Source organism: Alteromonas gracilis (assembly GCF_002993325.1).
Taxonomy (GTDB): Bacteria; Pseudomonadota; Gammaproteobacteria; order Enterobacterales; family Alteromonadaceae; genus Alteromonas; species Alteromonas gracilis.
Genome location: NZ_PVNO01000001.1, coordinates 151,562 through 174,684 on the forward strand (window position 1 = coordinate 151,562; position 23,123 = coordinate 174,684).

Annotated in this window: 18 protein-coding genes and 1 tRNA gene; 7 read left to right on the top strand and 12 right to left on the bottom strand. The window is 45.2% G+C overall.

All coding sequences use genetic code 11. The annotated features are described in order from the left end of the window. Position 1: 1 nt before the first annotated feature. The 6 genes from C6Y39_RS00675 to C6Y39_RS00700 all read right to left on the bottom strand — a co-directional run bounded on the left by C6Y39_RS00675 (position 2) and on the right by C6Y39_RS00700 (position 6,838). A complete protein-coding gene (locus C6Y39_RS00675) occupies positions 2-616 on the bottom strand; it encodes an OB-fold-containig protein (protein ID WP_105929403.1) in 615 nt (204 codons plus the stop codon). 169 nt (positions 617-785) lie between these two features. After that, complete coding sequence (locus C6Y39_RS00680; RefSeq protein ID WP_105929404.1) at positions 786-1,565, bottom strand: hypothetical protein; 780 nt, start codon at positions 1,563-1,565, stop codon at positions 786-788. A gap of 85 nt (positions 1,566-1,650) precedes the next feature. Further along, complete coding sequence (locus C6Y39_RS00685) at positions 1,651-3,573, bottom strand: alkaline phosphatase (protein WP_105929405.1); 1,923 nt, start codon at positions 3,571-3,573, stop codon at positions 1,651-1,653. 14 nt (positions 3,574-3,587) lie between these two features. Then, a complete protein-coding gene (locus tag C6Y39_RS00690; protein WP_105929406.1) occupies positions 3,588-5,171 on the bottom strand; it encodes an alkaline phosphatase in 1,584 nt (527 codons plus the stop codon). A 321-nt stretch (positions 5,172-5,492) separates the two neighbouring features. Then, the gene (gene lpxH, locus C6Y39_RS00695) at positions 5,493-6,218 is read right to left on the bottom strand and encodes a UDP-2,3-diacylglucosamine diphosphatase (protein ID WP_105929407.1); all 726 of its coding nucleotides are present in this window, start codon (positions 6,216-6,218) and stop codon (positions 5,493-5,495) included. A 128-nt stretch (positions 6,219-6,346) separates the two neighbouring features. Further along, a complete protein-coding gene (locus C6Y39_RS00700; protein ID WP_105929408.1) occupies positions 6,347-6,838 on the bottom strand; it encodes a peptidylprolyl isomerase in 492 nt (163 codons plus the stop codon). A 165-nt stretch (positions 6,839-7,003) separates the two neighbouring features. Here C6Y39_RS00700 and cysS point away from each other — a divergent pair, with 165 nt between their 5' ends. After that, positions 7,004-8,386, top strand: a complete 1,383-nt coding sequence (gene cysS / locus C6Y39_RS00705) for a cysteine--tRNA ligase (RefSeq protein WP_105929409.1) — start codon at positions 7,004-7,006, stop codon at positions 8,384-8,386. Between the two features lie 105 nt (positions 8,387-8,491). Here the strand turns inward: cysS and ctlX are convergent, their stop codons facing one another. Then, the gene (ctlX, locus tag C6Y39_RS00710; protein WP_105929410.1) at positions 8,492-10,489 is read right to left on the bottom strand and encodes a citrulline utilization hydrolase CtlX; all 1,998 of its coding nucleotides are present in this window, start codon (positions 10,487-10,489) and stop codon (positions 8,492-8,494) included. A 208-nt stretch (positions 10,490-10,697) separates the two neighbouring features. On the opposite strand from ctlX, the gene C6Y39_RS00715 reads away from it, so the two are divergent. Next, complete coding sequence (locus C6Y39_RS00715; RefSeq protein ID WP_240618776.1) at positions 10,698-11,138, top strand: Lrp/AsnC family transcriptional regulator; 441 nt, start codon at positions 10,698-10,700, stop codon at positions 11,136-11,138. A 63-nt stretch (positions 11,139-11,201) separates the two neighbouring features. On the opposite strand, the gene C6Y39_RS00720 is transcribed toward C6Y39_RS00715, so the two are convergent. The 3 genes from C6Y39_RS00720 to gloB all read right to left on the bottom strand — a co-directional run bounded on the left by C6Y39_RS00720 (position 11,202) and on the right by gloB (position 14,787). Continuing rightward, a complete protein-coding gene (locus C6Y39_RS00720; RefSeq protein WP_105929411.1) occupies positions 11,202-12,233 on the bottom strand; it encodes a hypothetical protein in 1,032 nt (343 codons plus the stop codon). Positions 12,234-12,266: 33 nt separating this feature from the next. Then, positions 12,267-13,931 carry a lytic transglycosylase gene (locus tag C6Y39_RS00725; protein WP_105929412.1) on the bottom strand — a complete coding sequence of 555 codons (1,665 nt, stop codon included), beginning with the start codon at positions 13,929-13,931 and terminating at the stop codon, positions 12,267-12,269. A 64-nt stretch (positions 13,932-13,995) separates the two neighbouring features. Then, complete coding sequence (gloB, locus tag C6Y39_RS00730) at positions 13,996-14,787, bottom strand: hydroxyacylglutathione hydrolase (RefSeq protein WP_105929413.1); 792 nt, start codon at positions 14,785-14,787, stop codon at positions 13,996-13,998. A gap of 84 nt (positions 14,788-14,871) precedes the next feature. On the opposite strand from gloB, the gene C6Y39_RS00735 reads away from it, so the two are divergent. Beyond that, complete coding sequence (locus C6Y39_RS00735) at positions 14,872-15,732, top strand: class I SAM-dependent methyltransferase (protein WP_105929428.1); 861 nt, start codon at positions 14,872-14,874, stop codon at positions 15,730-15,732. A 182-nt stretch (positions 15,733-15,914) separates the two neighbouring features. Here the strand turns inward: C6Y39_RS00735 and metG are convergent, their stop codons facing one another. Continuing rightward, positions 15,915-17,942 carry a methionine--tRNA ligase gene (metG, locus tag C6Y39_RS00740; RefSeq protein WP_105929414.1) on the bottom strand — a complete coding sequence of 676 codons (2,028 nt, stop codon included), beginning with the start codon at positions 17,940-17,942 and terminating at the stop codon, positions 15,915-15,917. Positions 17,943-18,050: 108 nt separating this feature from the next. Between metG and apbC the strand changes: the two genes are divergently transcribed. From apbC to C6Y39_RS00760, 4 genes are all read left to right on the top strand, one after another. Continuing rightward, positions 18,051-19,157, top strand: coding sequence for an iron-sulfur cluster carrier protein ApbC (gene apbC, locus C6Y39_RS00745; protein ID WP_105929415.1), 1,107 nt, complete (start codon positions 18,051-18,053; stop codon positions 19,155-19,157). Positions 19,158-19,352: 195 nt separating this feature from the next. Further along, complete coding sequence (gene dcd, locus C6Y39_RS00750) at positions 19,353-19,946, top strand: dCTP deaminase (RefSeq protein WP_105929416.1); 594 nt, start codon at positions 19,353-19,355, stop codon at positions 19,944-19,946. Positions 19,947-20,085: 139 nt separating this feature from the next. Beyond that, positions 20,086-21,522, top strand: coding sequence for an SLC13 family permease (locus tag C6Y39_RS00755; protein ID WP_105929429.1), 1,437 nt, complete (start codon positions 20,086-20,088; stop codon positions 21,520-21,522). A 146-nt stretch (positions 21,523-21,668) separates the two neighbouring features. Continuing rightward, positions 21,669-21,745, top strand: a tRNA-Pro gene (locus tag C6Y39_RS00760). Positions 21,746-21,853: 108 nt separating this feature from the next. Here C6Y39_RS00760 and C6Y39_RS00765 read toward each other — a convergent pair. Beyond that, positions 21,854-23,047 carry an ISL3 family transposase gene (locus C6Y39_RS00765; RefSeq protein WP_105929417.1) on the bottom strand — a complete coding sequence of 398 codons (1,194 nt, stop codon included), beginning with the start codon at positions 23,045-23,047 and terminating at the stop codon, positions 21,854-21,856. Between the last annotated feature and the right edge of the window lie 76 nt (positions 23,048-23,123).

Below are 23,123 nucleotides of genomic sequence, written 5' to 3' on the forward strand. Positions count from 1 at the left end.
GTTATTGGTAGCGTGTTGCTAACCAGCTGTGTTTATTTTTTTGAACTAAAATTACGCGCTCTCCTTGCGAGAAAAGCTCATGGTCTTCAAATGGCTCTACTAATACAAAATGAGGTTGCGAGTAATGATCGGTGAACTTTGCCTCTGCGGGGTTTCCCCGACTTGCTTTTCCAATGGTTATCTCAGCAACAGAGCCAAGAAAATCGTCGCTGGTAAGGGCGCTGGATTCGACGCTGGGGAGTAAGTTTGAAATCAGCCGAACGGTTTTTGCCGTGATGAACAACCCAATCGCAAAGGCCAACAGAACAGACACAAGTGAGGGTACCGTTGTATTGAGTATACTTGCACTCAAACCGTTTATGATTAGCCCCGAAAGGCCAAAAAAGGTCATCAATACAATGAGGTAAACAAGAAAAGGAACTTTGTTTATATTTAGCCAGCTGGCAAAAGATGTACTAAGGAATCCTTCACCATCGAATTCGGCAAAGTCGTCGCCTAATCCCAAAAGACTCATGCCAAAAACGGTGCTGATAAGCTCAAGAATAAAAACTAAGAAAACGGCGAATAGCGCGATGCTGAACCAAAAGTTTTCAGGGGAAAGAAGTACATCTATCATTTACACCATCCATGATGAATCGCTCATTTTATTCTTTTATACCATAGAACAAAAATTAAGCCAGTGAATAACTTATGTACTTTGGGATAGTTTGTAACAAAACCTTTTTGCATCCTCATTAAATGGCCATGTAAGCCTCATGACCATTCATTTATTAGGCTATATGTTCTTAGTGAGAATGGCTTTCACCAATACTGTGGCCATGTTCGTCATAATAGCCACTAGCTCCGGCTTCAATAAATCCCTGCGTGACCATTTTAGTTAAAAACGGGTCAGTGTGATCATCGCCAATATCAGCGTAATCTGTACTTTGATAGTCACGTCGTTTTGAAAAAAAGGCCTCTGTATTAGCATTTAAATCAATATTTTTTAGTGTCCATTCTCTGGTTACACCGTTTTTATCAACGCTAAACGATGCTACCAACTTGAGATAGGGAAGCCATTTGAGTGTGAATTTACCTTGGGTGTTTTCAAGTGAGTAGTATTCCACGGTGTCGCACCCGTTACCGTCTTTTTTGTCTAGCGACATAGCATTAATGAGTTTGTCGCTTATTAGCTGGTAGCGGTAGGAAAAATCTGTCTCCTTTTTACCGTGGATAGTTTCTCCAGGCTGATATTCTATAGCGCGTTCGTGAGCATCGAAATATCGTGTAGGTTTGATAAAGCGGTTGCGAACCAGTGTCCAAGACTCAGTAACGTTTGTCGCAGGATATTCATGCGCCACATTATTAGCGTTTCGCCACAAATGAAGTGATGTGGTCTTTGGGTCTTTTGATGGGCTCTTAATGCTTATCTCGTAAGTTGCGTGAAGGTTTGTGTCGTTTTTCTCGCAAACAAGTTCAGGTGATGCGTCTATGGCAGAATGGCTCTTTGTATCTTGAGCAAAGCCATGCGTACTCAAACTAGAAAAAAGTACAAAAGCAAAGATAGGGGCTTTGTGTGATTTCATTCATTAAATCCTACAGTGAATGATGTTGCTTACTTACATGGAAAAAGGCGACCGAAGGCCGCCCTTGTTTTGACTTCTAAAAAACTTATTCCATTGCACTTTCTGCTTGAGAAACGAAGTCTCCCGCAAAGTCCATGACATGGAAAATAACGCTTTGTTCGTTGGTACCGTTGACAAGGAAAGCGCCTGGGCCTTTCGCATAAATGCCTACGTCTTCACCCGAGTGCGTTTCAGAGCTCAACGGAATTAACGCTTCTTGGTGATAACCTGGTGTTGTAGTGTCAACATCAGTTATATCTTTACGACCTGTATCTGGGCCTGCTAAATAAGACGCGTCTGAATTGGTAACGTCTCCCAGGTTTCTAAAGCCCAAACCATTGGTGTAGCCAAGAGTGGTATATGGCGTACCGTCGGCAGCTGTAGCAGCTTCATCTGAACCTACGTTTACCACCTTACCTAAAATTGGGTTGCCGCGCTTAGGGTAACCCGCCATGGTAAATACGTGCCCGTGGTCAGCAGTTACGATGATCAGTGTATCTTCATCATCAGTAAGTTTATCAGCAGCGTCAACGGCTTCAGCAAAGGCGATAGTGTCGTGAAGCGCACCGTAGGCATTTCCTGCGTGGTGAGCGTGGTCAATACGACCAGATTCAACCATAAGGAAGAAACCTTTCTCATTGTTATCCAATACCTTAATTGCTGCGCTTGTCATTTCTGCGATAGACGGTTCGCCAGCAATATCGTTACTGCGGTCGGCTTCGTATTGCATGTGCGATTCGTTGAACAGAGCAAACACTTTTTCAGTGGTTTCAGTATCTAAGCCGTCGAACCCAGACTGATCAAAGATATACACACCGTTCTCATACATTGTCTGCCATTCTGCAGTCAGGTCGCGTCCATCTGTACGATCTCCCTCAATGCTGCTCGCTGCATCCGGGCTGTTGAACGCTTCGTCACGAGGTAAGAAGTGACGACGTCCGCCTCCCATTACGACTTCAATGCCATCAACGTCTAAGCCTTCGAAGTTTGCTTCTAAGTTAGCTTCGAAATTAATTAGCTGGTCGGCAATATCAGAGCAGCCTGCAGTAACCGCTGCTTCTGGCATATCCGAAATGTCTTCCCAGTTGCGGTCAGCAGATTTAGCGTAAGTTGCAGCAGGTGTTGCGTGTGTAATACGGGCAGTTGAAATGATGCCAGTAGACTTACCTGCAATTTCTGCAAGCTCAAGTGCCGTAACTAACTCGTTACCCGCAACCGTTGAACAATCGCCGCGCTCAATATCTTCGTCAACCCCGATAACACCGACATCGGTTTTTATACCGCTCATCATCGCGGTCATTGTGCCCGCTGAATCTGGTGTTTGAGCATCGACATTATAAGTTTTTGAAAGGCCAGAGAAGGGGAATTTGTCGAAGCTAAGCTGGTTTTCTTCGCCGGCAAGACCGTTCATTTGACCGTCTAAAATTCGAGCTGCCGTAACCGTTGAAACGCCCATGCCGTCACCGACAAACAATATAACGTTTTTCGCTTTACCGCGAAGATTAGCAACCATGGCGTCTAATTCTTCTCGAGAATTAACCGTGGCAGTAAACGCTGCATTTGATGAAGCAGCACTTTCACCCGAAGTTGCATTCATCCAAACCGCTTTATTGTTTTCCACTTCGGTTTGAGCTGCTACGAACCACTCGTTATTTAAGCTAGTCAAAAGCTCACTGCTACTAACGCTGTTAACACCAGGAACACAAACATAGCTTGTTGAAGTGATTTCAGAATCGGCAAGGGTGCCATCAGCATCTGCATCTAAGCCAGAGTCTATGCGCACGCCTGAATTAGGACAATTAGCATCGCCCACCGCCAACTCAGTTTGAACGGTAAGGCTTGTTAAACCGTTTTGACCATCAACGCCATCAACACCTGGTGCGCCGTCGTTGCCATCATCGCCTTCCAAGCTACACGCTGAAAGACCTGCTACTGCTACCGCAATTATACTTAATTTAAAAAGGTTCATATTCTTATCTCTACTTACTCGTTTACAAGGCCAAGCGCTTGATTGATCAAGTGGAAAACAACGTTTTGCTCTATTACGCCTTGCGCAAGCTGGCTTCCAGGTCCTTTGGCATGCAGTGCAATGTCTTCTCCAGAGTGTGTCTCTGAACTAAGTGGAATAAGTGCTTCTTGGTGATAGCCAGGCGTTGTTGTGTCGATATTAGTGATATCAACGCGGCCTGCTGCGTTTTCCAGTGCATACGTGGCATCAGAATCCGTTTCATCACCTAGGTTGCGGAAACCTAGACCATTGGTATAGCCAAGGGTGGTATAGGGTGTGCCGTCTGCCGCTGTTGCCGCATCATCAGAGCCCACGTTCACTACCTTGCCAAGAATTGGATTACCGCGCTTTGGATAGCCAGCAATGGTAAACACGTGACCATGGTCGGCAGTTACAAGAATAAGTGTCTCTGACGGGTCGGTATTTTCAACCGCAGCCATTACCGCTTCTTCAAATGCTAAGGTGTCGGTTAATGCGCCTGCTGCATTACCTGCGTGGTGAGCGTGGTCAATACGACCTGATTCAACCATTAAGAAAAAGCCGTTCTCGTTGTTATCAAGAATATTGATTGCCGTTTCCGTCATCTCTGCAATTGATGGTTCGCCCGCAATGTCGTTTCCGCGGTCTGCTTCGTATTGCATGTGCGACTCGTTGAAAAGACCAAATACACGTTCAACACTTTCAGTGTCTATCGCGTCGAAACCTGCTTGGTCATAAACGTATACACCATTTTCGTACATGGTCTGCCATTCAGCTGTAAGGTCGCGTTCGTCGGTTCTATCGCCTTCAACATCGCTCACTGCATCAGGGCTATTGAATGCGGCGTCTTTTGGCAAGAAATGACGGCGACCACCGCCCATAGCGACATCGATGCCGTCAACATCAACACCAGTGTAGCGTGCTTCTAAATACGTTTCAAAATTGACGAGCTGGTCAGCAATGTCACTACAGCCAGCAGTTACAGCAGCTTCTGGCATATCGGAAATGTCTTCCCAGTTACGATCTGCTGACTTTGCGTAGGTTGCCGCAGGGGTCGCATGGGTGATACGAGCAGTAGAAATAATACCTGTTGAAAGGCCTTTAATTTCGGCAAGTTCTAGCGCGGTAATAACTTCGTTGCCAGCAACAGTTGAACAGTTACCGCGTTCGATGTCTTCATCAACACCAATTACACCCACGTCAGTTTTAAGTCCTGACATCATCGCTGTCATAGTGCCTGCAGAATCCGGAGTTTGCGCATCTACGTTGTATGTTTTAACTAACGCTGTATGAGGAAAGCTTTCAAAACTTAAGTAACCTTCTTCACCAGGGTTGCCTGCTAACTGCCCCTTATGAATTCGTGCTGAGGTAAGGGTAGAAATACCCATTCCATCGCCAACGAATAAAATAACATTCTTCGCTTTAAACTGATTGTTTGTTTGGAGCTTTGTAGATAGTTTGGCTTGAGCGTCAGTAAACCAAGCGCTGTTTGATTGATGCTCTGGTAACACTGCCGCGTGAAGACTAGCAGAAACCGCTAGAGCGACTGCGGTGCATGCCACTTTCCAGGTACGATTCATGATTTTTTCCTAAACGTATTGTTTGTATTGGTTGTGGTGTTGTCTAGACATCTCATCACTACCCATCATTATTCCTTGCATGGGGAGTGAATCGTTAAATCACGGAGAGCGTATGGAGAAAAGGTGACAATTCTTTGACACTTATATTGCTGAACTGTCATAAATGTCACAAAACTGTATTATCGAGGGAATTTTACGGTCGTCGTAAATTTGATAAAGCTCACGTTTTATAGTGAGTTAGCGGTAAGGAATTGCACACATTAAAATTTTATTAATGGTAATAAAAAAAGTGGTAAGACCACGAGTAAGTGTCAGATTTCCTTACTTAAAGTTGTGATGTTGTAACATAGCTTCGGAGGCGGTAACCTTCAACACACTGCCTTGGTCATACCAATCGCCAAGAACAATGCGCGTCGCTGATTTTCCATTCGCTTTGAGGCTATGAATGTTTGGTCTGTGCGTATGACCATGGATCATGCGCTGTACGCCCCACTTTTCCATCACCTTAACCACTTCTTCTGGCGTTACATCCATAATCTCAGGCTTTAGGTTCTGTTGCTTTTCTTTACTTTCGGCACGGCCGTTATCTGCTACACGCTGTCGATACCACAAGGGCAGGGCCAGCATTAACCTAGGCCACCACCAGCCACGTGATTTCCTGCGAAACTTTTGGTAGGCAACGTCACGAGTGCATAACTCGTCTCCGTGAGTAAGTAGCGTCGGTGTGCCATATAAATCGACAACTTCCTGTTCGTTTAGCAACGTCATGCCCGCTTTAGACAACCATTTATCTCGAATAGCAAAGTCGCGGTTGCCGTGTATAAAGTAAACAGGGCAGTGCTCGCTCACCGCTTTAAAAGCTGATGCTATAGCGGTGTTAAAGGGGGTTACGTTGTCGTCACCAATCCACACTTCAAACAAATCGCCAAGTACGTAAAGTGCATCGGCATTAATCGCGTCTTGTTGTAAAAAGCGCATCAAACAGTCAGTAATATCCGGACGGTCTGCACTCAAATGTAAATCGGCAATGAAGTAGGTGAACGACATAGATCTTCTTAATATGGTTTAAAAAGCCGCGTTACATTAACGCGGCTTGCACTTAACTGAAGGCCGTGAACATGTTTCGACAATTGCGCCGGCCAAGCCATTGTTCTGGCTGTTATAAAATCAGTTGTTTAAGCAATAACTGCTTTTTCAATGATAACTGGTTCTACAGGTACATCCTGGTGATAGCCGTGGTTGCCTGTCTTTACCGCTTTGATCTTCTCTACTACGTCCATGCCTTCTACAACTTTACCAAAAGCACAGTAGCCCCAACCGTTAACAGATTTGCCAGAGTGGTTAAGGAAGTCGTTGTTGTTTACGTTAATAAAAAACTGTGCGGTAGCAGAGTGTGGATCTTGCGTACGCGCCATTGCGATAGTACCAACTTCATTGGCTACACCATTATCGGCTTCGTTTTCGATAGGATCTTTGGTGTCTTTCTGGTCCATATCTGGCGTAAAACCACCACCTTGGATCATGAAATTGTTAATTACACGGTGAAAAATAGTGTTATCGAAAAAGCCGTCTTCAACGTAAGAAAGGAAATTCGCTACGGTTTTAGGCGCTTTATCTTCAAAAAGATCAAGGGTGATGTCACCGAAATTTGTTTTTAACGTAACCATTGTGGGTTGTCCTGTGTGTTAGCATATAAAATGAGTGCGCGGATTTTAGCGCAAAACAGGGCAGTAGCGCAAAATAGTGCACCAACGCAAAAGCCTTGTACCATTTAAATGATGACGGTGCTAAACTTTGCGGCCCAAAAATTATGACAAATAGGAAATATAGACATGCTACATCTTTACAATACCCGAACCCGTGAAAAAGCGAAGTTTGTTCCGCTTCAAGAAGGGAAAGTGGGTTTGTATGTGTGTGGTATTACCGTTTATGACCTCAGTCATATGGGTCACGCCCGTACCTACCTAAGTTTCGATATCTTAGTACGCTACATGCGCCACCTTGGTTTAGATGTGAAGTATGTACGTAACATTACAGATATTGACGATAAAATTATTGCTCGCGCCAATGAAAATGGTGAAAGCTTTCAGGCGCTAACTGCACGCACTATCGCCATGATGCATGAAGACTTTGCGGCAATTAATTTACTTGAGCCAGATGTGGAGCCGACAGTAAGCGGCCACATGGACGAGATCATCGAAATTATTCAGCGCCTGATGGACAAAGGCTATGCTTATCAAGCGGCAAGCGGCGATGTGCTATTTGACGTAAGCAAGTATGAAGATTACGGCAAGTTGAGCAAGCAAGACCTAGATCAACTTAAAGCAGGTGCCCGTGTTGAAGTAGCGGCAGGAAAAGACGACCCGCTAGATTTTGTATTGTGGAAAACCACTAAGCCAGGTGAGCCAGCATGGCAATCGCCATGGGGCGACGGTCGCCCAGGTTGGCACATTGAGTGTTCAGCCATGAACCACAAGCACCTCGGCGCGCACTTTGATATTCATGGCGGTGGTTCAGATTTAACTTTCCCACACCATGAAAATGAGGTGGCTCAGTCGTGCTGCGCATATGACACGCCTTATGTAAACGTGTGGATGCACGCGGGGATGGTACAGGTTAATGATGAAAAGATGTCTAAGTCATTAGGCAACTTCTTCACCTTGCGCGATGTGCTTAAAGAGCACGATTCAGAAACCTTGCGTTTCTTCTTAATGTCGGCGCATTATCGCAGTCAGTTAAGTTACTCACAAGACAACATCACCCAAGCAAAAGCGGCCCTGGAGCGTTTGTATACAGCGCTTCGTGGTGTTGAAGTAGACGAAAGCACTGACCTTAGCTACGGCGGTTACTTAGCGCGTTTTGAAGCGGCTATGAACGACGATTTAAACGTGCCTGAAGCCTTTTCAGTGTTGTTTGATGTGGCCCGTGAGCTAAACCGCCAAAAGGGCAACGCCGAAGAAGCGGGTAAACTGGCAGCGGTTCTAAAAGGCTTAGGCGCAATTTTGGGCATGCTTCAAAGCGACCCAGACACCTATCTTAAAGGTGGTGAGGGCAATGATGACGAAGCGGCTGAAATTGAAGCGTTAATTAAACAACGTAACGACGCCCGTGCTTCGAAAGACTGGGCAGCCGCAGATGCAGCACGCGATGCATTAAACGCTAAAGGCGTAGTGCTAGAAGATGGCCCAAGCGGTACAACGTGGCGTAAAGCCTAATTAGCAGCCGTGCTATTTGACAGTAGGAAAGCCCGCAATATGCGGGTTTTCTTGTTTGTTAAGGGGAAAGGCAATGGCTTATATAATTAGCTTACCGTAGTAGGCTTAAATATCAGAAAGTAAAATTGTATCTCCAGAACTTAGGTTTAGCGCTTGTGCTGTTTGTTGAGAGATAACGGCAATTTCGCCTTGCTCACTCACTTTGGCCATCATGGCATAAAACGGTTGGTTAAGAGTTGCTACAAGCATTAACCTGCCTTCTGTAACATTTTGAACGATTTCTACATTCATTTGTTTCGTCGTTTGAACAGTTTTAAGCGTTGCTACTTCGGCTTCCATACTTGGCGCACCGTCAAAAATGTCGATGTAGTTAGTAAACTTAAACCCTTCTTTTTCCAGTAATGCCATGGCAGGTCGACCATCATTGTGAGGCTTTCCAATGGCGTGTTGAGCATCGTCAGGTAGCATGTTCACGTACAAGGGGAGCTTAGGCATCAAATCGGCAATGAATTGATTACCGTTAACGGCGCCGTATAAATCTGCTTCGGCATAAGTCATAGGAAAGAAATGGCTACCTAAAGCGTTCCAAAAAGGGGAACGACCTTCTTCGTCAACGTACCCTCGCAAATCGGCCATTACGTTTTTAGGAAAAACATTTTGATGCAAGCCCATGAATAAATACCGTACTTTAGTCAGTAGCTTGCCGTTAAAGTCTTTTCGGTATTGGGGTAGAAGGAAAAGCGAAGCCACCTCTGCATAGCCTTCAAAATGATGACTAAGATGCAGCACATCGTGGGTGTATTGTACACCAAGCGCGTTGTTGCGCTGTGTTACTTTTTCTCGTTTATAACTATAAAAACTATCATCTTTTCCCAACTCACCAAAAATGGCAGATGTACCAACAAGCTCACCAGAATGAATATCCTCCAAAACGAATAACAAATAATCAGGTCGTTCTTTTTTATACAGTTTTTGCTCTTCGTTTATTGAGCGTTTTAGCTTGGTGTTAAGTGTTAATCTGTCGGGTGGGAATGTGGTCATGCCCGGTGAAGCAGCTTGTGCTAGTGCAAGTAAGCCCTCCAAATCACCTTCTTTTACCAACCTAATACGTGTCTGTGGACTTGGTCTACTTGTCTCGTTTACTTTGCTATCAACTACCTTGCGTTGAAGGTGTATACCAGCCACCATACAGCGTACGGAACCACCGCCCATTTCAATAGTGGGAACAGTGATAGGAAGCAAAGTAAGATCGTTGGGGAGCAAAGCTAGCTGCGTTTCATCTAATGAATTAAAAGCGGTTTGTGATATGAGTAATAAACGTTTTCCGCGGTTATTCAATAGCTCAAGGCAGTTTCCAGCAAATGCATTTACTTGCGCTTCGTTAATTTCTATTACAGTTTTACCGGATTCCTTAAGTGTTGATAGCACCAAAGGCCTGTCGCAGTCTTTAATCATGCTAGTCGCAACAATGGCGAAGTCGCTACCCACACTCATCATCACATTAGTGTGATAAACGGCTGTACCGTTGGCGTCAAAGGCGCTAAAAAATACAGGTGTTAAACCAAGTAATTTGCACGCCGCTGTTACAGCTTTTTTGTTGGCTCGTTGAGAAAGGCAAACATAGGCTAACTTGCTTTCATGGTCGATTACCATGGCCCCTGTTCCTTCCACAATCAGGTTGTCTTTTTCTAGATATGACAAATCCGTTGTTTGCGCTACGTCATAGTGTTTTTGCAGATAGCTGACTATGTCATCTCGTCTTTCATTTCTGCGGTTTTCGCAGTACATAGGGTAGGTGACAAGCAAACCGTTGGTATGTGTACTTAACCAGTTGTTTGGAAATACGGCATCGGGAGTATCTTCATTTTCGGTGTTAAAGACCTCTACGGTAACTCCGTTTTTTTGCAAAGTGCGAACCATTTCGTCAAATTCATTACTAGCACTTTCAGACATCTCTTTCATCGCAACTTGGCTCATTGCGAAGGACTTCTGAAAGCTATTGTCTTTGGCTGTTTGTTCGTTAGGTCGAAAGCGACTGGGGCGCACCATTAAAACTGTATTTGGTGTAGTTAGGCTTGTGTTTGAGATGTGACTGGCTTGCATATAACGTCCTACAGACCTTAGCTAAGTTATTTCCACTGAAAAGAGCGTGTATTTTATTCTCTGGCTAATTCACTTAACCATGCTCAAGGTGTTGCAAGTTGTAATTTATTTAAAGCATAATGCTCAACTTATTTGTCATAATGCATGTTTGCAAACAAGGCGGCGAGAATTGATTAATGACTTGGCGGTTTGAATGTCTGTAGAGTAAATGGGTATGTATGTTGATTTAGATGCAAAAGATCGCGAGCTTCTCGACATATTGAAGCGTGATGCGCGAACGCCTGTTACCGTGCTTGCTGAAGTCCTCTCATTATCGCGAAATACAGTACAAAAACGTATCGACCGGTTAGTAAACTCAGGCGTGATCGACGGCTTCACTATTCGCGTTAATGAGCAACTGCAACCAGACAAAATTAAAGCATTAATGTCAGTTGAGCTTGAGGGACTCAGTACAACGCAGCTAATCATTAAACTAAGGCAAGTAAACGGTGTTGAAAGGTTTCATACTACAAACGGCAACTGGGATTTACTTATTGTTATAACCGCCGAGAGTCTCGCGCACTTAGATAGCATTTTAAAAGAAGTACGCGGCATTAAAGGTGTGCTAAATAGTGAGACGAGTATCATTCTGTCAACTACTGAAAAATAGTACGTACGCCTTATCAGTCTTAACAGCTATTGTCGCCATTTATCCATCGATTCACATCATCACTTAAATTTCGGGCTTGCCAGTGGGTATTGCCGATTCTTTTTCCGTTAAATGTGACTTCCACCGCTGCTGTGCAACGTGTGCCTTCACTAATTCTAAGCATTCATTTACAACGTTAAGTACTTCTTTATCAAGTGCATCGGCGGTAGGGGTATAGTCGTGCATACCTACTGAAATGAAATGGTCGATGCGCTCTGCGTCTAGGTCGCTTAACAGGTTTACCAGCGATGTGGTAACAATATCCGTTACCGATTCCTCCAAGGTATTTTCGATAGCTCTACCAATAACTGGCAGGTAGTGGAGAGAGGAAACTTGTGCATTACTTCTTACTGCTTTACCCACGCTTTTTCTCACGTGCTCTCGAATTACCTCGCCGTGTTCTTCGCTTTGAATAGACTGGCCTAAATGGTTGATTACACCTGCCATCCACTGAGTAATTACCGGGCGACGGGGAGCAAGCACCTGTGCGTTGATATCGTCTAATAATGGCGAACCTGCCGAAATATCTTTCTGTGCATCGCTTAATACTTTAACCACAATTCTGTCGCTCAGTTCCTCAACAAATACATCGTAGTAGAACGCAAAAAAGCGGAAGACCGCGGTTTGATTTAAGTCGATAATTTCGAACTTGTGCAAGCGATGTAGTATTGAGAATATGCGCAAGAAACGAAACAGGCGAGTGGGGCCGGTTGGTATCAAGCCGACAATGTCGTACCAGTGTAAAAAAGGGAAGAAATACCAGCGTAAGTGTTCTTTTCGAACAATAGCAACAATCCAGCGAAAGCAGAATTCGGTGAAAAATATGGCGATGAAAACTAGGTCGACCAGTAAAAAATTGTTGTGTATAGGGTCGTAAGTGCTCAGAAATGCAGGGAAATAAGTACCTAAGAGGCCATAAACGAAGTCTGTGGCATACAGCGCATCAAAAATGAGCCATGCCAGGTTTATGAAAAGTATACCCAGCATGACTAAGTCTAAAATTAACCAAGGCGTTTCGTGACTGTTTCGCAAATTTTCTCGGTTAATTCTTAGCATTTCCGTATCCTGTATAGTCTTTCTAAACTGTCATCAACCCGAGGCGCTTAACCTTGTTACATCCACGTGAAGTTTAAGACGCTGACCTGGCTGTAAATAGCGTTTAGTATTAAGCGAATTCCACTTGCCTATGTCGCTTACTTTAACATTGAACTTACTGGCAATACGAGAGAGAGAATCTCCGTTTCTCACTGTATAGGTGAGTGTTTTAGTAACCCCAGTTTTTGCGCTGCCTTCTTGCCATACAACCAGTGTTTTGCCCGGATGCAGCATATCGCCAGGAGCCATGCCGTTCCATTTTGCAAGCTGCTTGGTGCTTATCTTGTACTTACGCGCAATATCCCAAAGCGTATCACCCGATTTCACTGTGTGACTAACTTTCTGCTTAGAACTTTGGCTATTTTGCAAGCTTGCAAGACGTTCTTCCTGCGACAAGGTATAGCTGTCTAGCTCTTGAAGCGCGACAGGTACCATAATAGCTTGACCCACGCGGATCATAGATGAATCCAGCTCATTGATTCGTTTTAGTACCTTTACCGTAGTGTGGTACTGCTTGGCAATTTTGCTTAAGCTATCGCCGGGCTTAACGGAATGTCGCACCCAGTTTAACCGCTCCTTTTGATCAATATTGGCAAGGGCCTGAGAAAACGCCGCCGCCTTTCCGATGGGCAGGACCAACCTGTGAGGGCCATCCGGAGAGGTTGCCCAGCGGTTGAAGCCTGGGTTTAATCCGTGCAGCTCTTTTAGCGACATGCCTGCGAGCTCGGCTGCGAAGGCTAAATCGACTTGTGAGCCTATATCGACGACTTCGATAACCGCCACATTTTCAATTTCCGGCCAAGAGTAAGCGTACTCATCTTTATTTTTGAGAATATCCGCCAATGCGAGAAGCTTTGGTACGTAGGCGCGAGTTTCTTTCGGCAAGTCTAAATTCCAAAAGTCAGTGGGTTTCCCCGCTCGCTGATTCGCTTTAATTGCTCTTTGTACTCGGCCTTCGCCACTATTGTACGCGGCAAGCGCGTGCAGCCAGTTTCCATCAAACATTTCATTTAAATAGGTAAGGTAATCAAGCGCACCTTGGGTTGACGCAACTACGTCACGGCGCCCGTCATACCACCAGTTTTGCGGCATGCCGAAGCGTTTCCCCGTGCCGGGAATGAACTGCCACATTCCCGCAGCACGTCCGTGAGAATAGGCGAAGGGGTCAAAAGCACTCTCTACAATTGGCAAAAGAACAAGCTCCATAGGCATATCGCGCTTTTCAATTTCTTCAACAATGTAATAAAGAAAAGGCTTTGCCCGTTTAACAACACGCGCCATATACTCGGGGTGTTTTAAGTACCACTTTCGTTGGGAACTAACTCTTCGGTCATCTGGAATTTCAAGCGCAAACTTGGCGCTAGCTCGCGCCCACACATCCGTAATTACCGCCTGTGTATGTACATCAGGTGTATCGGTGGTTTCCGCGCCTTCTTCTAGGGTTTGGTCGTTCGGGTGAACAACGTCGATAACGCCGTCCCGTGCAATCTCACAATCTGCGACGGCTTCTTCGGTATTATGAATTTCACTACAGGCTTCCAAAGAAGCGCTTTCGTTATTTTCTATCTGCGCATTGTCGTTATTATTATCGGTTAACTGACAACCCGTTAAACCTATCGCCAATATCAAGGGCGATAGAGGGAAAAACTTCAACTGCATATATGAAGAAACCTCTTGGAGCACTGCAAACCGTCAATATTACGATAAACGGCTTAATAATGCATCAAAACTCATCTTTCCAGCGGCGAACTACAGCAAAGACTGCCACATCGTCGGCTAGGTTATTTTCGCAATACGCTTCGGCAGCAGTTTTTACAGAAAGTTCATGGGCGCGTAAAAATGGGTTTATATTTTTCTGCTCTTTAAGGGTACTTGGCAGCGTGGGTAGGTTTTGTTCACGCATAGAAGCTACCCAATCTGCATACTCATTCAGCGCTATATTGTCGGGCTCAACTGCTAGCGCAAACTTAACGTTCGCCTGGGTGTACTCATGGGTACAGTAAACTTTTGTGCTATCGGGCAGGCGCTTGAGCTTGTTAAGCGAGTGATGCATTTGCTCCGGTGAGCCTTCAAATAATCGCCCACAACCAGCAGAAAACAAGGTGTCGCCACAAAACAAAGCGCCATGTCCAAAGAACGCGATATGGTCAAGAGTGTGTCCAGGAACTTCCATTACCTGCAGTGACAACTTCAGAACAGGAAGCGATACCGTATCTCCCTGAGACACCGACTTGGTGATGCCGCGTATATGATTACCTCGCGGACCAATTACAGGAAGGTCGGGTACAGCCGATGCCAACTTTGCAATACCACCTGTGTGATCTCTGTGGTGATGCGTTATAAGTACGGCGCTAAGCGTTAATCCCTTTGCTTTGATAAAAGCTAACACTGGCTCGGCATCACCCGGATCGACAACAATAGCACTAACATCATCGTGTAGGCACCAAATATAGTTATCAGTGAATGCGGGAATAGGGTGAACGGCTATGTTTGAAGGAAATGTTTCTGACGTCATTTTTGTACCTGCTTGTGTAGGTAGAATTATGCGTTACTATAGGGGCTTGTGGACAGCAGAGCAACCAAAGAGCGCGCAGTGATAATGAAATCGGCGTTTAAAGCCAAACCACCTCGCTACCCCACAAATTGGGGAGATTTTCCCGCTGGCGAACATATACGTACTGCGGTCAACACCGTATGCAGCGATTATGCAGAGCGCATTTTTGGCTATCACTTTGCAAAATTAGGTACGCTTAGCGCCGAAATTAACCTAGATAGCAGCCCAATACGGCATCATATTAACCATGTTCCATTCGACAGCGAGCTAAGCGGACAGTGTGAGCTTAATGGGGCGGATACAAACACATGTGAAAGTAAAGCGTCGAGCCACGCATTTAAAGACTGCGAATATGGTGACGTAAAGAAAAGTAGAGGTAACACAATAGTGGGGCAGTCACATCGACTGCCTTTCTCGGAAAACAGCATTGATGGCTTTCTATTGGCTAATGAATTAGATTTCGCACAAGACCCCCACGAAATCTTAAGAGAAGTAGACCGCGTTATTACGCAAAACGGGTACGTTATTATAAGTGGCTTTAATCCACTGAGCTTGGCAGGCATTGCTAAGTACTTACCGGTAAAGCGTGGCAACGTACTTCACGATGCGCGCTTTTTCACTTCATACCGAATTAAAGACTGGTTACAGCTACTTGGCTTTGAAATAGTAGAACAGCGCCAAGTATTGTTTTCAACGCTCTTTTTTCAGCAACGGTGGAAGGGGGCGGTTAAGCTTCAAGAGTATTTAGCGTCTTATTTACCTTGGTGCAGCGCGGTTTATGTGATTTTAGCGAAGAAGCGGGTTATTCCTATGACGGCAATCAAACCCAAGCGGAACTTAAAACCCAGCTTTTCTGCGGTAGGCGCCAGTGTGAGAGCCTCTACCTTAAATCACTCACGTCGCTAAGATTACCGAGCATTTTTCCTCAGATTGTGAGGAGCGAGCAGTCGACAAAACAAACGAAGTGACGAAGTGAAAAAGCACAAAATAAAAAAGCCACGACATTTGAAACTGTCGTGGCTTTTATGAATGGATGGGCAAGGGCGCTCTTGAGAGAAGCCCAAACGCTATATTTTTCTTAAAGTGCCTTACTTAACGCGCATACCAGGCTTTGCACCCTCGTGCGGCTCAAGAATGTATAGCTCGTCGCCGCCAGGGCCTGCGGCTAATACCATGCCCTCACTCATACCAAAGCGCATTTTGCGTGGCGCTAAGTTAGCTACCATTACCGTGTGCTTACCGATAAGCGCTTCTGGTGAGTAAGCCGACTTAATACCAGCGAAAACTTGTTTAGTTTCGCCGCCTAAATCTAGCTCTAAGCGCAGAAGCTTGTCAGCTTTTTCTACGTGCTCAGCGTTAGCGATACGTGCAATACGCAAATCAACCTTTGCGAAATCATCAAACGAGATAGTTTCGCTGATAGGATCTTTAGCTAGCGGGCTGTCTGGGTCGATAGCGGGTGCTGCTGGCGCTAGGCTTTCTTTTGAATCTTCAACCATGGCGTCAATTTTCTCCATTTCTACACGCTGCATCATTGGCTTAAACTTGTTGATGGCGTGACCTTTTAATAGGGTTTGCAATGAATTCCAATCAAACTCGTCGTTTAGGAATGTTTCTGCTTTTTCTGCAAGTACTGGCAGTACAGGCTTCAAGTAAATAGCCAACAGACGGAACATGTTGATACCGAGCGAGCACACATCGTGTGTAAATTGCTGCTTGGTTTCGTCTTTAATGGTTACCCAAGGTGCGTTGTTATCAATGAACTGGTTTGCTTTATCTGCAAGGGCCATAATTTCACGTACAGCTTGGTGATACTTACGCTTTTCGAAAAGGGCAGCAATACTTTCAGACGCGTTTTGGAACTCAGCAATCAATTCAGGCTCAATTACGTTGTCAGATAATTTGCCGTCGAAACGCTTGGTAATAAAGCTCGCACAGCGGCTTGCTATGTTAACCACTTTACCTACAAGGTCTGAATTCACTTTTTGTGCAAAGTCAGTAAAGTTTAGGTCGATGTCGGTAACACCGTCGCCTAACTTAGACGCAAAGTAATAGCGCAGATATTCTGGATTAAGATGGTCAAGGTAAGTACGGCCTTTAATAAAAGTACCGCGCGACTTTGACATTTTCGCACCGTTCACGGTGACGAAGCCGTGAATGTTTACACCAGTTGGTTTGCGGTATCCCGCGCCTTCTAGCATGGCAGGCCAGAACAGACAGTGGAAATAGGTAATATCTTTACCAATAAAGTGGTAAAGCTCTGCTTCAGAGTCGGCCTTCCAGAAGTCATCAAACTCTAGGTTGTTCTGGTCGCAGAAGTTTTTGAAACTCGCCATGTAGCCAACCGGCGCATCTACCCATACGTAGAAGAACTTGTTAGGCGCACCTGGAATTTCAAATCCAAAGTAAGGCGCATCACGGCTAATGTCCCACTGCTGAAGACCTTCAGTGAACCACTCTTGTAGCTTGTTTGCCATTTCTTCTTGAAGGGCACCAGAGCGGATCCACTCCTTAAGCATCCCTTCAAATTTTGGTAGGTCAAAGAAGAAGTGCTCAGACTCACGTAGTACTGGTGTCGCACCAGATACAACGCTGCGCGGGTTTTTCACTTCAGTTGGGCTGTAAGTTGCACCACATACGTCACAGCTGTCACCGTTTTGATCTTCTGCGCCGCAGCTTGGGCACGTACCCTTAACGAAACGATCCGGAAGAAACATTTCTTTCTCAGGGTCGAACAACTGGTTAATGGTGCGCTTACTGATGTAGCCCGCGTTATCTAAGCGTGTGTAAATTTCTTCACACAGCGCCTTGTTTTCTGGCGAATGGGTTACATAGTAGTTGTCGTAGTTAACGTGAAAATCAACAAGGTCTTGGTGATGTTCAGCACGGGTTCTTGCCACCATTTCTTCTGGTGTAATGCCAAGCTCCTGGGCTTTAAGCATAACCGGCGTACCGTGTGCATCGTCTGCGCAAACACTGTAACATTCGTTTCCGCGAAGGCGCTGAAAACGAGTCCAGATGTCGGTTTGAATGTGTTCTAGCAAGTGGCCTAAATGAATAGAGCCATTTGCGTATGGCAACGCACTGGTTACCAGAATTCGGCGTTTTTCTGACATAATGACGTTATTGATTCTTTGCGTTTCAAAATGGCTGCAAATACTAGCGGAAAACCGCGTTTTTTGCATTACGTAATTCACACAATTCTACTACTAGTAAGGCATTTTATGTTCTTTTCTCGCAAAGCAGAGCCGTTAACTAAAAAAGTTGCTGCTATTTTGGCCAAGTATTTTTCATTAGATGAAGACGATACTTTGCCATGGTGTGCTTTTAGTCAGCCAGAAAAAGAAGATGCGGGCGTTACTGTTACCTTGCCATTTTGTATCGCTACCCAATTAAACACCCTTAAGCAAGAAGTGCTCACGCAGCTAAAAGGGAAGCTCGATGCTGACCAGCTCACATTTAAACAGATGGTGGCAAGTGGCGAAACTGAAGTAGCACCGGTTACCAATATTAAAAACATCATTGCGGTAGCCTCGGGCAAAGGTGGGGTAGGTAAGTCCACAACGAGTATCAATTTAGCATTTGCGCTTATGCAGGAAGGCGCAAAGGTGGGTATTCTAGATGCCGATATTTATGGGCCGTCCATTCCCATTATGTTGGGCAACCCTGATGCACACCCTGAAAGTGCAGACAACAAACACATGCAGCCACTTATGGCACATGGGCTGGTGGCAAACTCTATTGGTTATTTAGTTCCTCAGGAAGATGCAGCAGTATGGCGTGGCCCTATGGCAAGCCGAGCGCTCAAGCAGTTATTAGATGAAACGCTGTGGCCTGTACTCGATTACTTAATTGTAGATATGCCGCCAGGTACCGGCGATATTCAACTTACTATGGCCCAGCAAGTGCCGCTAACTGCATCTGTGGTAGTTACTACGCCGCAGGATTTAGCATTAGCGGATGCTCAAAAAGGCATAAGCATGTTTGAGAAAGTAAACGTGCCGGTGCTAGGGCTTATCGAAAACATGAGCTATTACCAATGCAGAGCCTGCGGCACCAAAGACTACGTGTTTTCAAAAGACGGTGGCGAGGCACTGGCCGAACGCCATGGATTGCCATTGTTAGGGCAGCTACCTCTTGATATTCATATCCGCGAACATGGCGATGCCGGCACGCCTTTGTTACTGGCCTCGCCTGATGGTGCCTTAAGTGAAAGTTACCGTGAGGCAGCGCGAGCACTGTCTATGCAGCTAGCCTTGACCGTTGAGCCGCGAAAAGGGGCTGCAAAACATATAAAAGGCGATCCGATAGGTATAGTAGGGAAGGCATAGATTAAAAGGTTAGTCATGAATGCCGAGTTTTTGAAGTAGATGCAGAAGGAACGAGCGCCTATTGAGGGGTGTAAATTCAAAATTAGCTAAAACTTTTTAAAAATTGCACAAAAGCAAGTAAAACAAGCCTTTGAGCAGTTGAATGCAAGCAGTGACATCCGCATAATAGCGGCCTAATGAAATGAGGATTACACCATGCGCTTGTGCGACCGCGATATCTACCAACATCTACAAGATGGAAAAATTAAAATCGACCCTACACCTGACTACGATCAGATTAGCGGTGTAACGGTGGATATCCGATTAGGTAACAAATTTCGAGTGTTTGAAGATCACCAAGCACCGTTTATCGATTTGAGTGGCCCAAAAATTCAAGTTCAAGAAGCGCTGGACCACGTGATGAGCGATGAAATTGTGTTAGAAGAGGGTAAAGCCTTCTTTCTACACCCAGGTGAACTAGCACTTGCAATAACACATGAATCAGTCACGTTGCCAGACAATATTGTCGGTTGGCTAGACGGGCGCTCATCGCTTGCTCGGTTAGGTTTAATGGTGCACGTTACCGCGCATAGAATTGATCCGGGTTGGTCTGGCAATATCGTACTTGAATTTTACAATAGCGGTAAACTGCCGTTAGCGCTTCGCCCTAAAATGAAAATTGGAGCGCTGAGTTTTGAGGTGTTATCGGCGCCAGCTGAAAAGCCTTACAATGCAAGGGTCGATGCTAAATACAAAGGCCAAGCTGGCGCAGTAGCAAGCCGCATCTCGTCGGATGACCAGAGCAAGTAAGAAATACAACCTGAAAAAACAAGATTTTTTTGGAAAAGCCTCGTGCGTTTCCCGTTAAATACTGATAGAAAATAGATAAGCGATAACAAGGGTTAAAGCCCGAGTACTTATAATAAAGCTATCAGTAGTGGGAAGCGCTATGCACACAAACCCTGAACCCTCTTCAGAAATTCAACAACGAAAGCCAACACGCAAGAACAGCATTATCCTATTTGCGTTGTTTGCCTCCGTCCTAAGTGGCTTAGGCTTGTGGGCTATTGACCAGCCAAGCGACATAATTTTTACTGCTGCCATCACGTTATTTGTAGCGGTGCTTTGGGTAACCGAAGCGCTTCCCATTCCAGCTACCTCACTATTACCTTTTGCACTGTTCCCCTTATTTGGCGTGTTGTCTCACAGCGAGGCTGCGTCAGCGCTAGGAAGTCACGTAATTATCCTACTTATGGCTGCCTTTATGCTGTCAAAAGGGCTGGAGCGCGCTAACTTGCACAAGCGATTTGCGATTTACATGCTACGTATAACGGGCAGCGGCAGCCCCCTTAAACTGGTGTTGGGTTTTATGTTAACCACTGCCGTATTGAGCATGTGGATCAGCAATACGGCCACAGTACTTATGATGCTTCCTATGGCCATTGCTATTATCAACGCTGTAGATAACCCGCGATTTGGGGTGGCACTCATTCTAGGTATTGCCTATTCGGCAAGCTTGGGCGGGGTAGGGACACCAATTGGAACGCCACCTAACATAATCTTTATGAGCGTGTATGAAGAGACTCAAGGTATTGAATACAGCTTTCTTGACTGGATGAAAACCGGTGTACCAATTGTAATTTTAGGTGTGCCTGTCATGGCCTTCTGGTTAGCGCGCGGTATAAAAGAAGTGGGCAACATAGATTTGCCCGTGCCAGGCACTTGGACGAAGGCCGAAAAGCGTGTGCTTGCTATATTTGGCACCGTAGCGTTGGCGTGGATTTTCAGACCTTTTTGGACAGCTTGGATTGGCGTAACTACAATCAGCGACAGCACTATTGCTGTAGCAGGTGTTGCGGCTATGTTTTTTACCAATAGCGGCAATGACAATGGCGAGGTAGACGCAAAAGGCAACAACGACAAGCTGCTTGATTGGAAAACGGCGAATGATATTCCATGGGGTATGTTGCTGTTGTTCGCTGGTGGTATTTGTATTGCCAAAGCCTTTATGTCATCGGGCCTAAGCGTTTTAATGGGTTCTTGGTTAACCGGTCTTGCCACCTTACCTGTGTTACTACTTGTTCTTGGTATTTGCTTGTTTGTTACGTTTCTTACTGAAATTACCTCTAATACCGCAACCTCTACCTTGCTTATGCCAATCCTCGCCGCCGCTGGTATTGCGGTGGGCGTAGACCCCAAACTACTTATGATCCCCGCTGCCATAAGCGCAAGTTGTGCCTTCATGTTGCCAGTAGCAACCGCACCTAACGCCATTGCATATTCGACAGAAAAGTTCGATATAAAAACCATGGCGAGAGAAGGCATAATGCTAAACGTGCTGGTGGCTTTAGTAGTCACTGCGGTGTGTTACGTAACGCTAGCCTGATAAAGCGTGGTATTAAGAAAGTGGTAACCATGTGATTTGACGTAGAAATAAGCAAAGATGGTTAGCATTTGAGCGCTTAAACAGGCTTATTGTTAATTCTCGTTGCATTGTGAACAAATATGAGTAGTATTACTCGCTCTTTCGGTCGGTGTGTAGCGCAGCCTGGTAGCGCACTGTCATGGGGTGTCAGGGGTCGGAGGTTCAAATCCTCTCACACCGACCAACTTCTCTCTCCCCCTTGATTGGCTTGACATACAGCCATTCAGTATCTAAAAATATCCACGTATTAACGAACTTAAAAGGCTCTACCCCATAAACGGGGGATCAGCATTCACCTTACACGATTGATAACACCATCCCATCCACAATGGGTCATCACTCTTATTCGATAGTTTTCAAAGTTTCTAAAACCATACGCTCTTCTTGATATCATTTCCATTTTGTTGTGGAAGCCTTCAGTGATCCCGTTGTTTCGTGTAAAGCGCCACATGGCGATGATAGGTTGCAACCACGAAGTTAAGGTATTGGCCAGTGCACGAAGTGGGCTGTGATGTAACTGTTCAAGCAAGTCTAAGAACCTCGGTAATGTCTTCTCCATTCGTTTTTCATTCATAGTCTTTAACAGCATATACCTGATGAGCTTCTGTTTGACCTCATACAGTGTTTTTAACACCGGATAGTCAGCTAAGTAGCGTTGTAGATTGCTGTTTTTCTCTTCGCTTAAATGCCATTGATGTCGTCGCATCAAACTAAGTAAACCTCGATTCTTACGTCCTTCAGGGTGGTGTTGCTGCCACGCTTTTAAGAAGTGATGGTTTATCAAGCGCACCACATGAAAACGGTCAGCGACTATCGCAGCATTAGGGAAATAGCGTTTGGCAATACCACGATAGGTTTCCGATAAGTCTATCGCGATGAGCTTAACGTTTTCTTTATTGGGAAGGTGGCGCAAGTACGAGCGTAAACTTAATTCAGAACGTCCCAGTTTTACATCAAACACACTACGATGTCGTAAATCTACAAACGTCGTCGCATAACCCTTCTTACGGGTAAAAAAGTGTTCATCTATCCCCAGCATCTCTGGGCAGGGGCGACTGATAATCTCTTTATATTTTTGGCTGATGTGTGATTGGTACCAACGCTCTACCGTAGTGGGACTAATGCGATGTGTGCGTGAGATACCACGCTGCGTAACACCACCGTGGTGCGCTTCAAAGACTTCTAAGCGAAAGCACTCCGACGCTCGATAGCGTGGCCGGATCCCAACAAAAGGGTGCCTGAAATAACGACCACAGCATCGACAATGATACTTAGGTACCTTTAAATGTAGCGTTAGCACCTGATTACCTTGGCGCGTGTGCTTCACAGTACGCTTATGTGTGGCTTTTATGCGTAAATGTTGACTCTCACAATGCTTGCATAACGGCTTTTTAGTGGGCTTTGCCCACACTTCAATAAAATCATGTCGATGAACACGTTCTATTTCTAACTCACTTATGCCTAAAATAGTACCTGCGTGGGACATCTGTACTCTCCATTAAATGATTCTTCGCAAAATCAGTTTAATGAATGCGGATGTCCCCCGTTAATGATGAAGAGCC

What these genes read in the sequence shown, in the direction of transcription:
- C6Y39_RS00700 (WP_105929408.1), bottom strand. Translation starts at nt 6,838, where the DNA reads ATGGTTACGTTAAAAACAAATTTCGGTGACATCACCCTTGATCTTTTT.
- C6Y39_RS00715 (WP_240618776.1), top strand. Translation starts at nt 10,698, where the DNA reads ATGGGTATGTATGTTGATTTAGATGCAAAAGATCGCGAGCTTCTCGAC.
- C6Y39_RS00720 (WP_105929411.1), bottom strand. Translation starts at nt 12,233, where the DNA reads ATGCTAAGAATTAACCGAGAAAATTTGCGAAACAGTCACGAAACGCCT.
- metG (WP_105929414.1), bottom strand. Translation starts at nt 17,942, where the DNA reads ATGTCAGAAAAACGCCGAATTCTGGTAACCAGTGCGTTGCCATACGCA.
- dcd (WP_105929416.1), top strand. Translation starts at nt 19,353, where the DNA reads ATGCGCTTGTGCGACCGCGATATCTACCAACATCTACAAGATGGAAAA.
- C6Y39_RS00755 (WP_105929429.1), top strand. Translation starts at nt 20,086, where the DNA reads ATGCACACAAACCCTGAACCCTCTTCAGAAATTCAACAACGAAAGCCA.
- C6Y39_RS00735 (WP_105929428.1), top strand. Translation starts at nt 14,872, where the DNA reads ATGAAATCGGCGTTTAAAGCCAAACCACCTCGCTACCCCACAAATTGG.
- apbC (WP_105929415.1), top strand. Translation starts at nt 18,051, where the DNA reads ATGTTCTTTTCTCGCAAAGCAGAGCCGTTAACTAAAAAAGTTGCTGCT.
- C6Y39_RS00675 (WP_105929403.1), bottom strand. Translation starts at nt 616, where the DNA reads ATGATAGATGTACTTCTTTCCCCTGAAAACTTTTGGTTCAGCATCGCG.
- ctlX (WP_105929410.1), bottom strand. Translation starts at nt 10,489, where the DNA reads ATGCAAGCCAGTCACATCTCAAACACAAGCCTAACTACACCAAATACA.
- lpxH (WP_105929407.1), bottom strand. Translation starts at nt 6,218, where the DNA reads ATGTCGTTCACCTACTTCATTGCCGATTTACATTTGAGTGCAGACCGT.
- C6Y39_RS00680 (WP_105929404.1), bottom strand. Translation starts at nt 1,565, where the DNA reads ATGAAATCACACAAAGCCCCTATCTTTGCTTTTGTACTTTTTTCTAGT.
- C6Y39_RS00690 (WP_105929406.1), bottom strand. Translation starts at nt 5,171, where the DNA reads ATGAATCGTACCTGGAAAGTGGCATGCACCGCAGTCGCTCTAGCGGTT.
- C6Y39_RS00685 (WP_105929405.1), bottom strand. Translation starts at nt 3,573, where the DNA reads ATGAACCTTTTTAAATTAAGTATAATTGCGGTAGCAGTAGCAGGTCTT.
- C6Y39_RS00725 (WP_105929412.1), bottom strand. Translation starts at nt 13,931, where the DNA reads ATGCAGTTGAAGTTTTTCCCTCTATCGCCCTTGATATTGGCGATAGGT.
- C6Y39_RS00765 (WP_105929417.1), bottom strand. Translation starts at nt 23,047, where the DNA reads ATGTCCCACGCAGGTACTATTTTAGGCATAAGTGAGTTAGAAATAGAA.
- cysS (WP_105929409.1), top strand. Translation starts at nt 7,004, where the DNA reads ATGCTACATCTTTACAATACCCGAACCCGTGAAAAAGCGAAGTTTGTT.
- gloB (WP_105929413.1), bottom strand. Translation starts at nt 14,787, where the DNA reads ATGACGTCAGAAACATTTCCTTCAAACATAGCCGTTCACCCTATTCCC.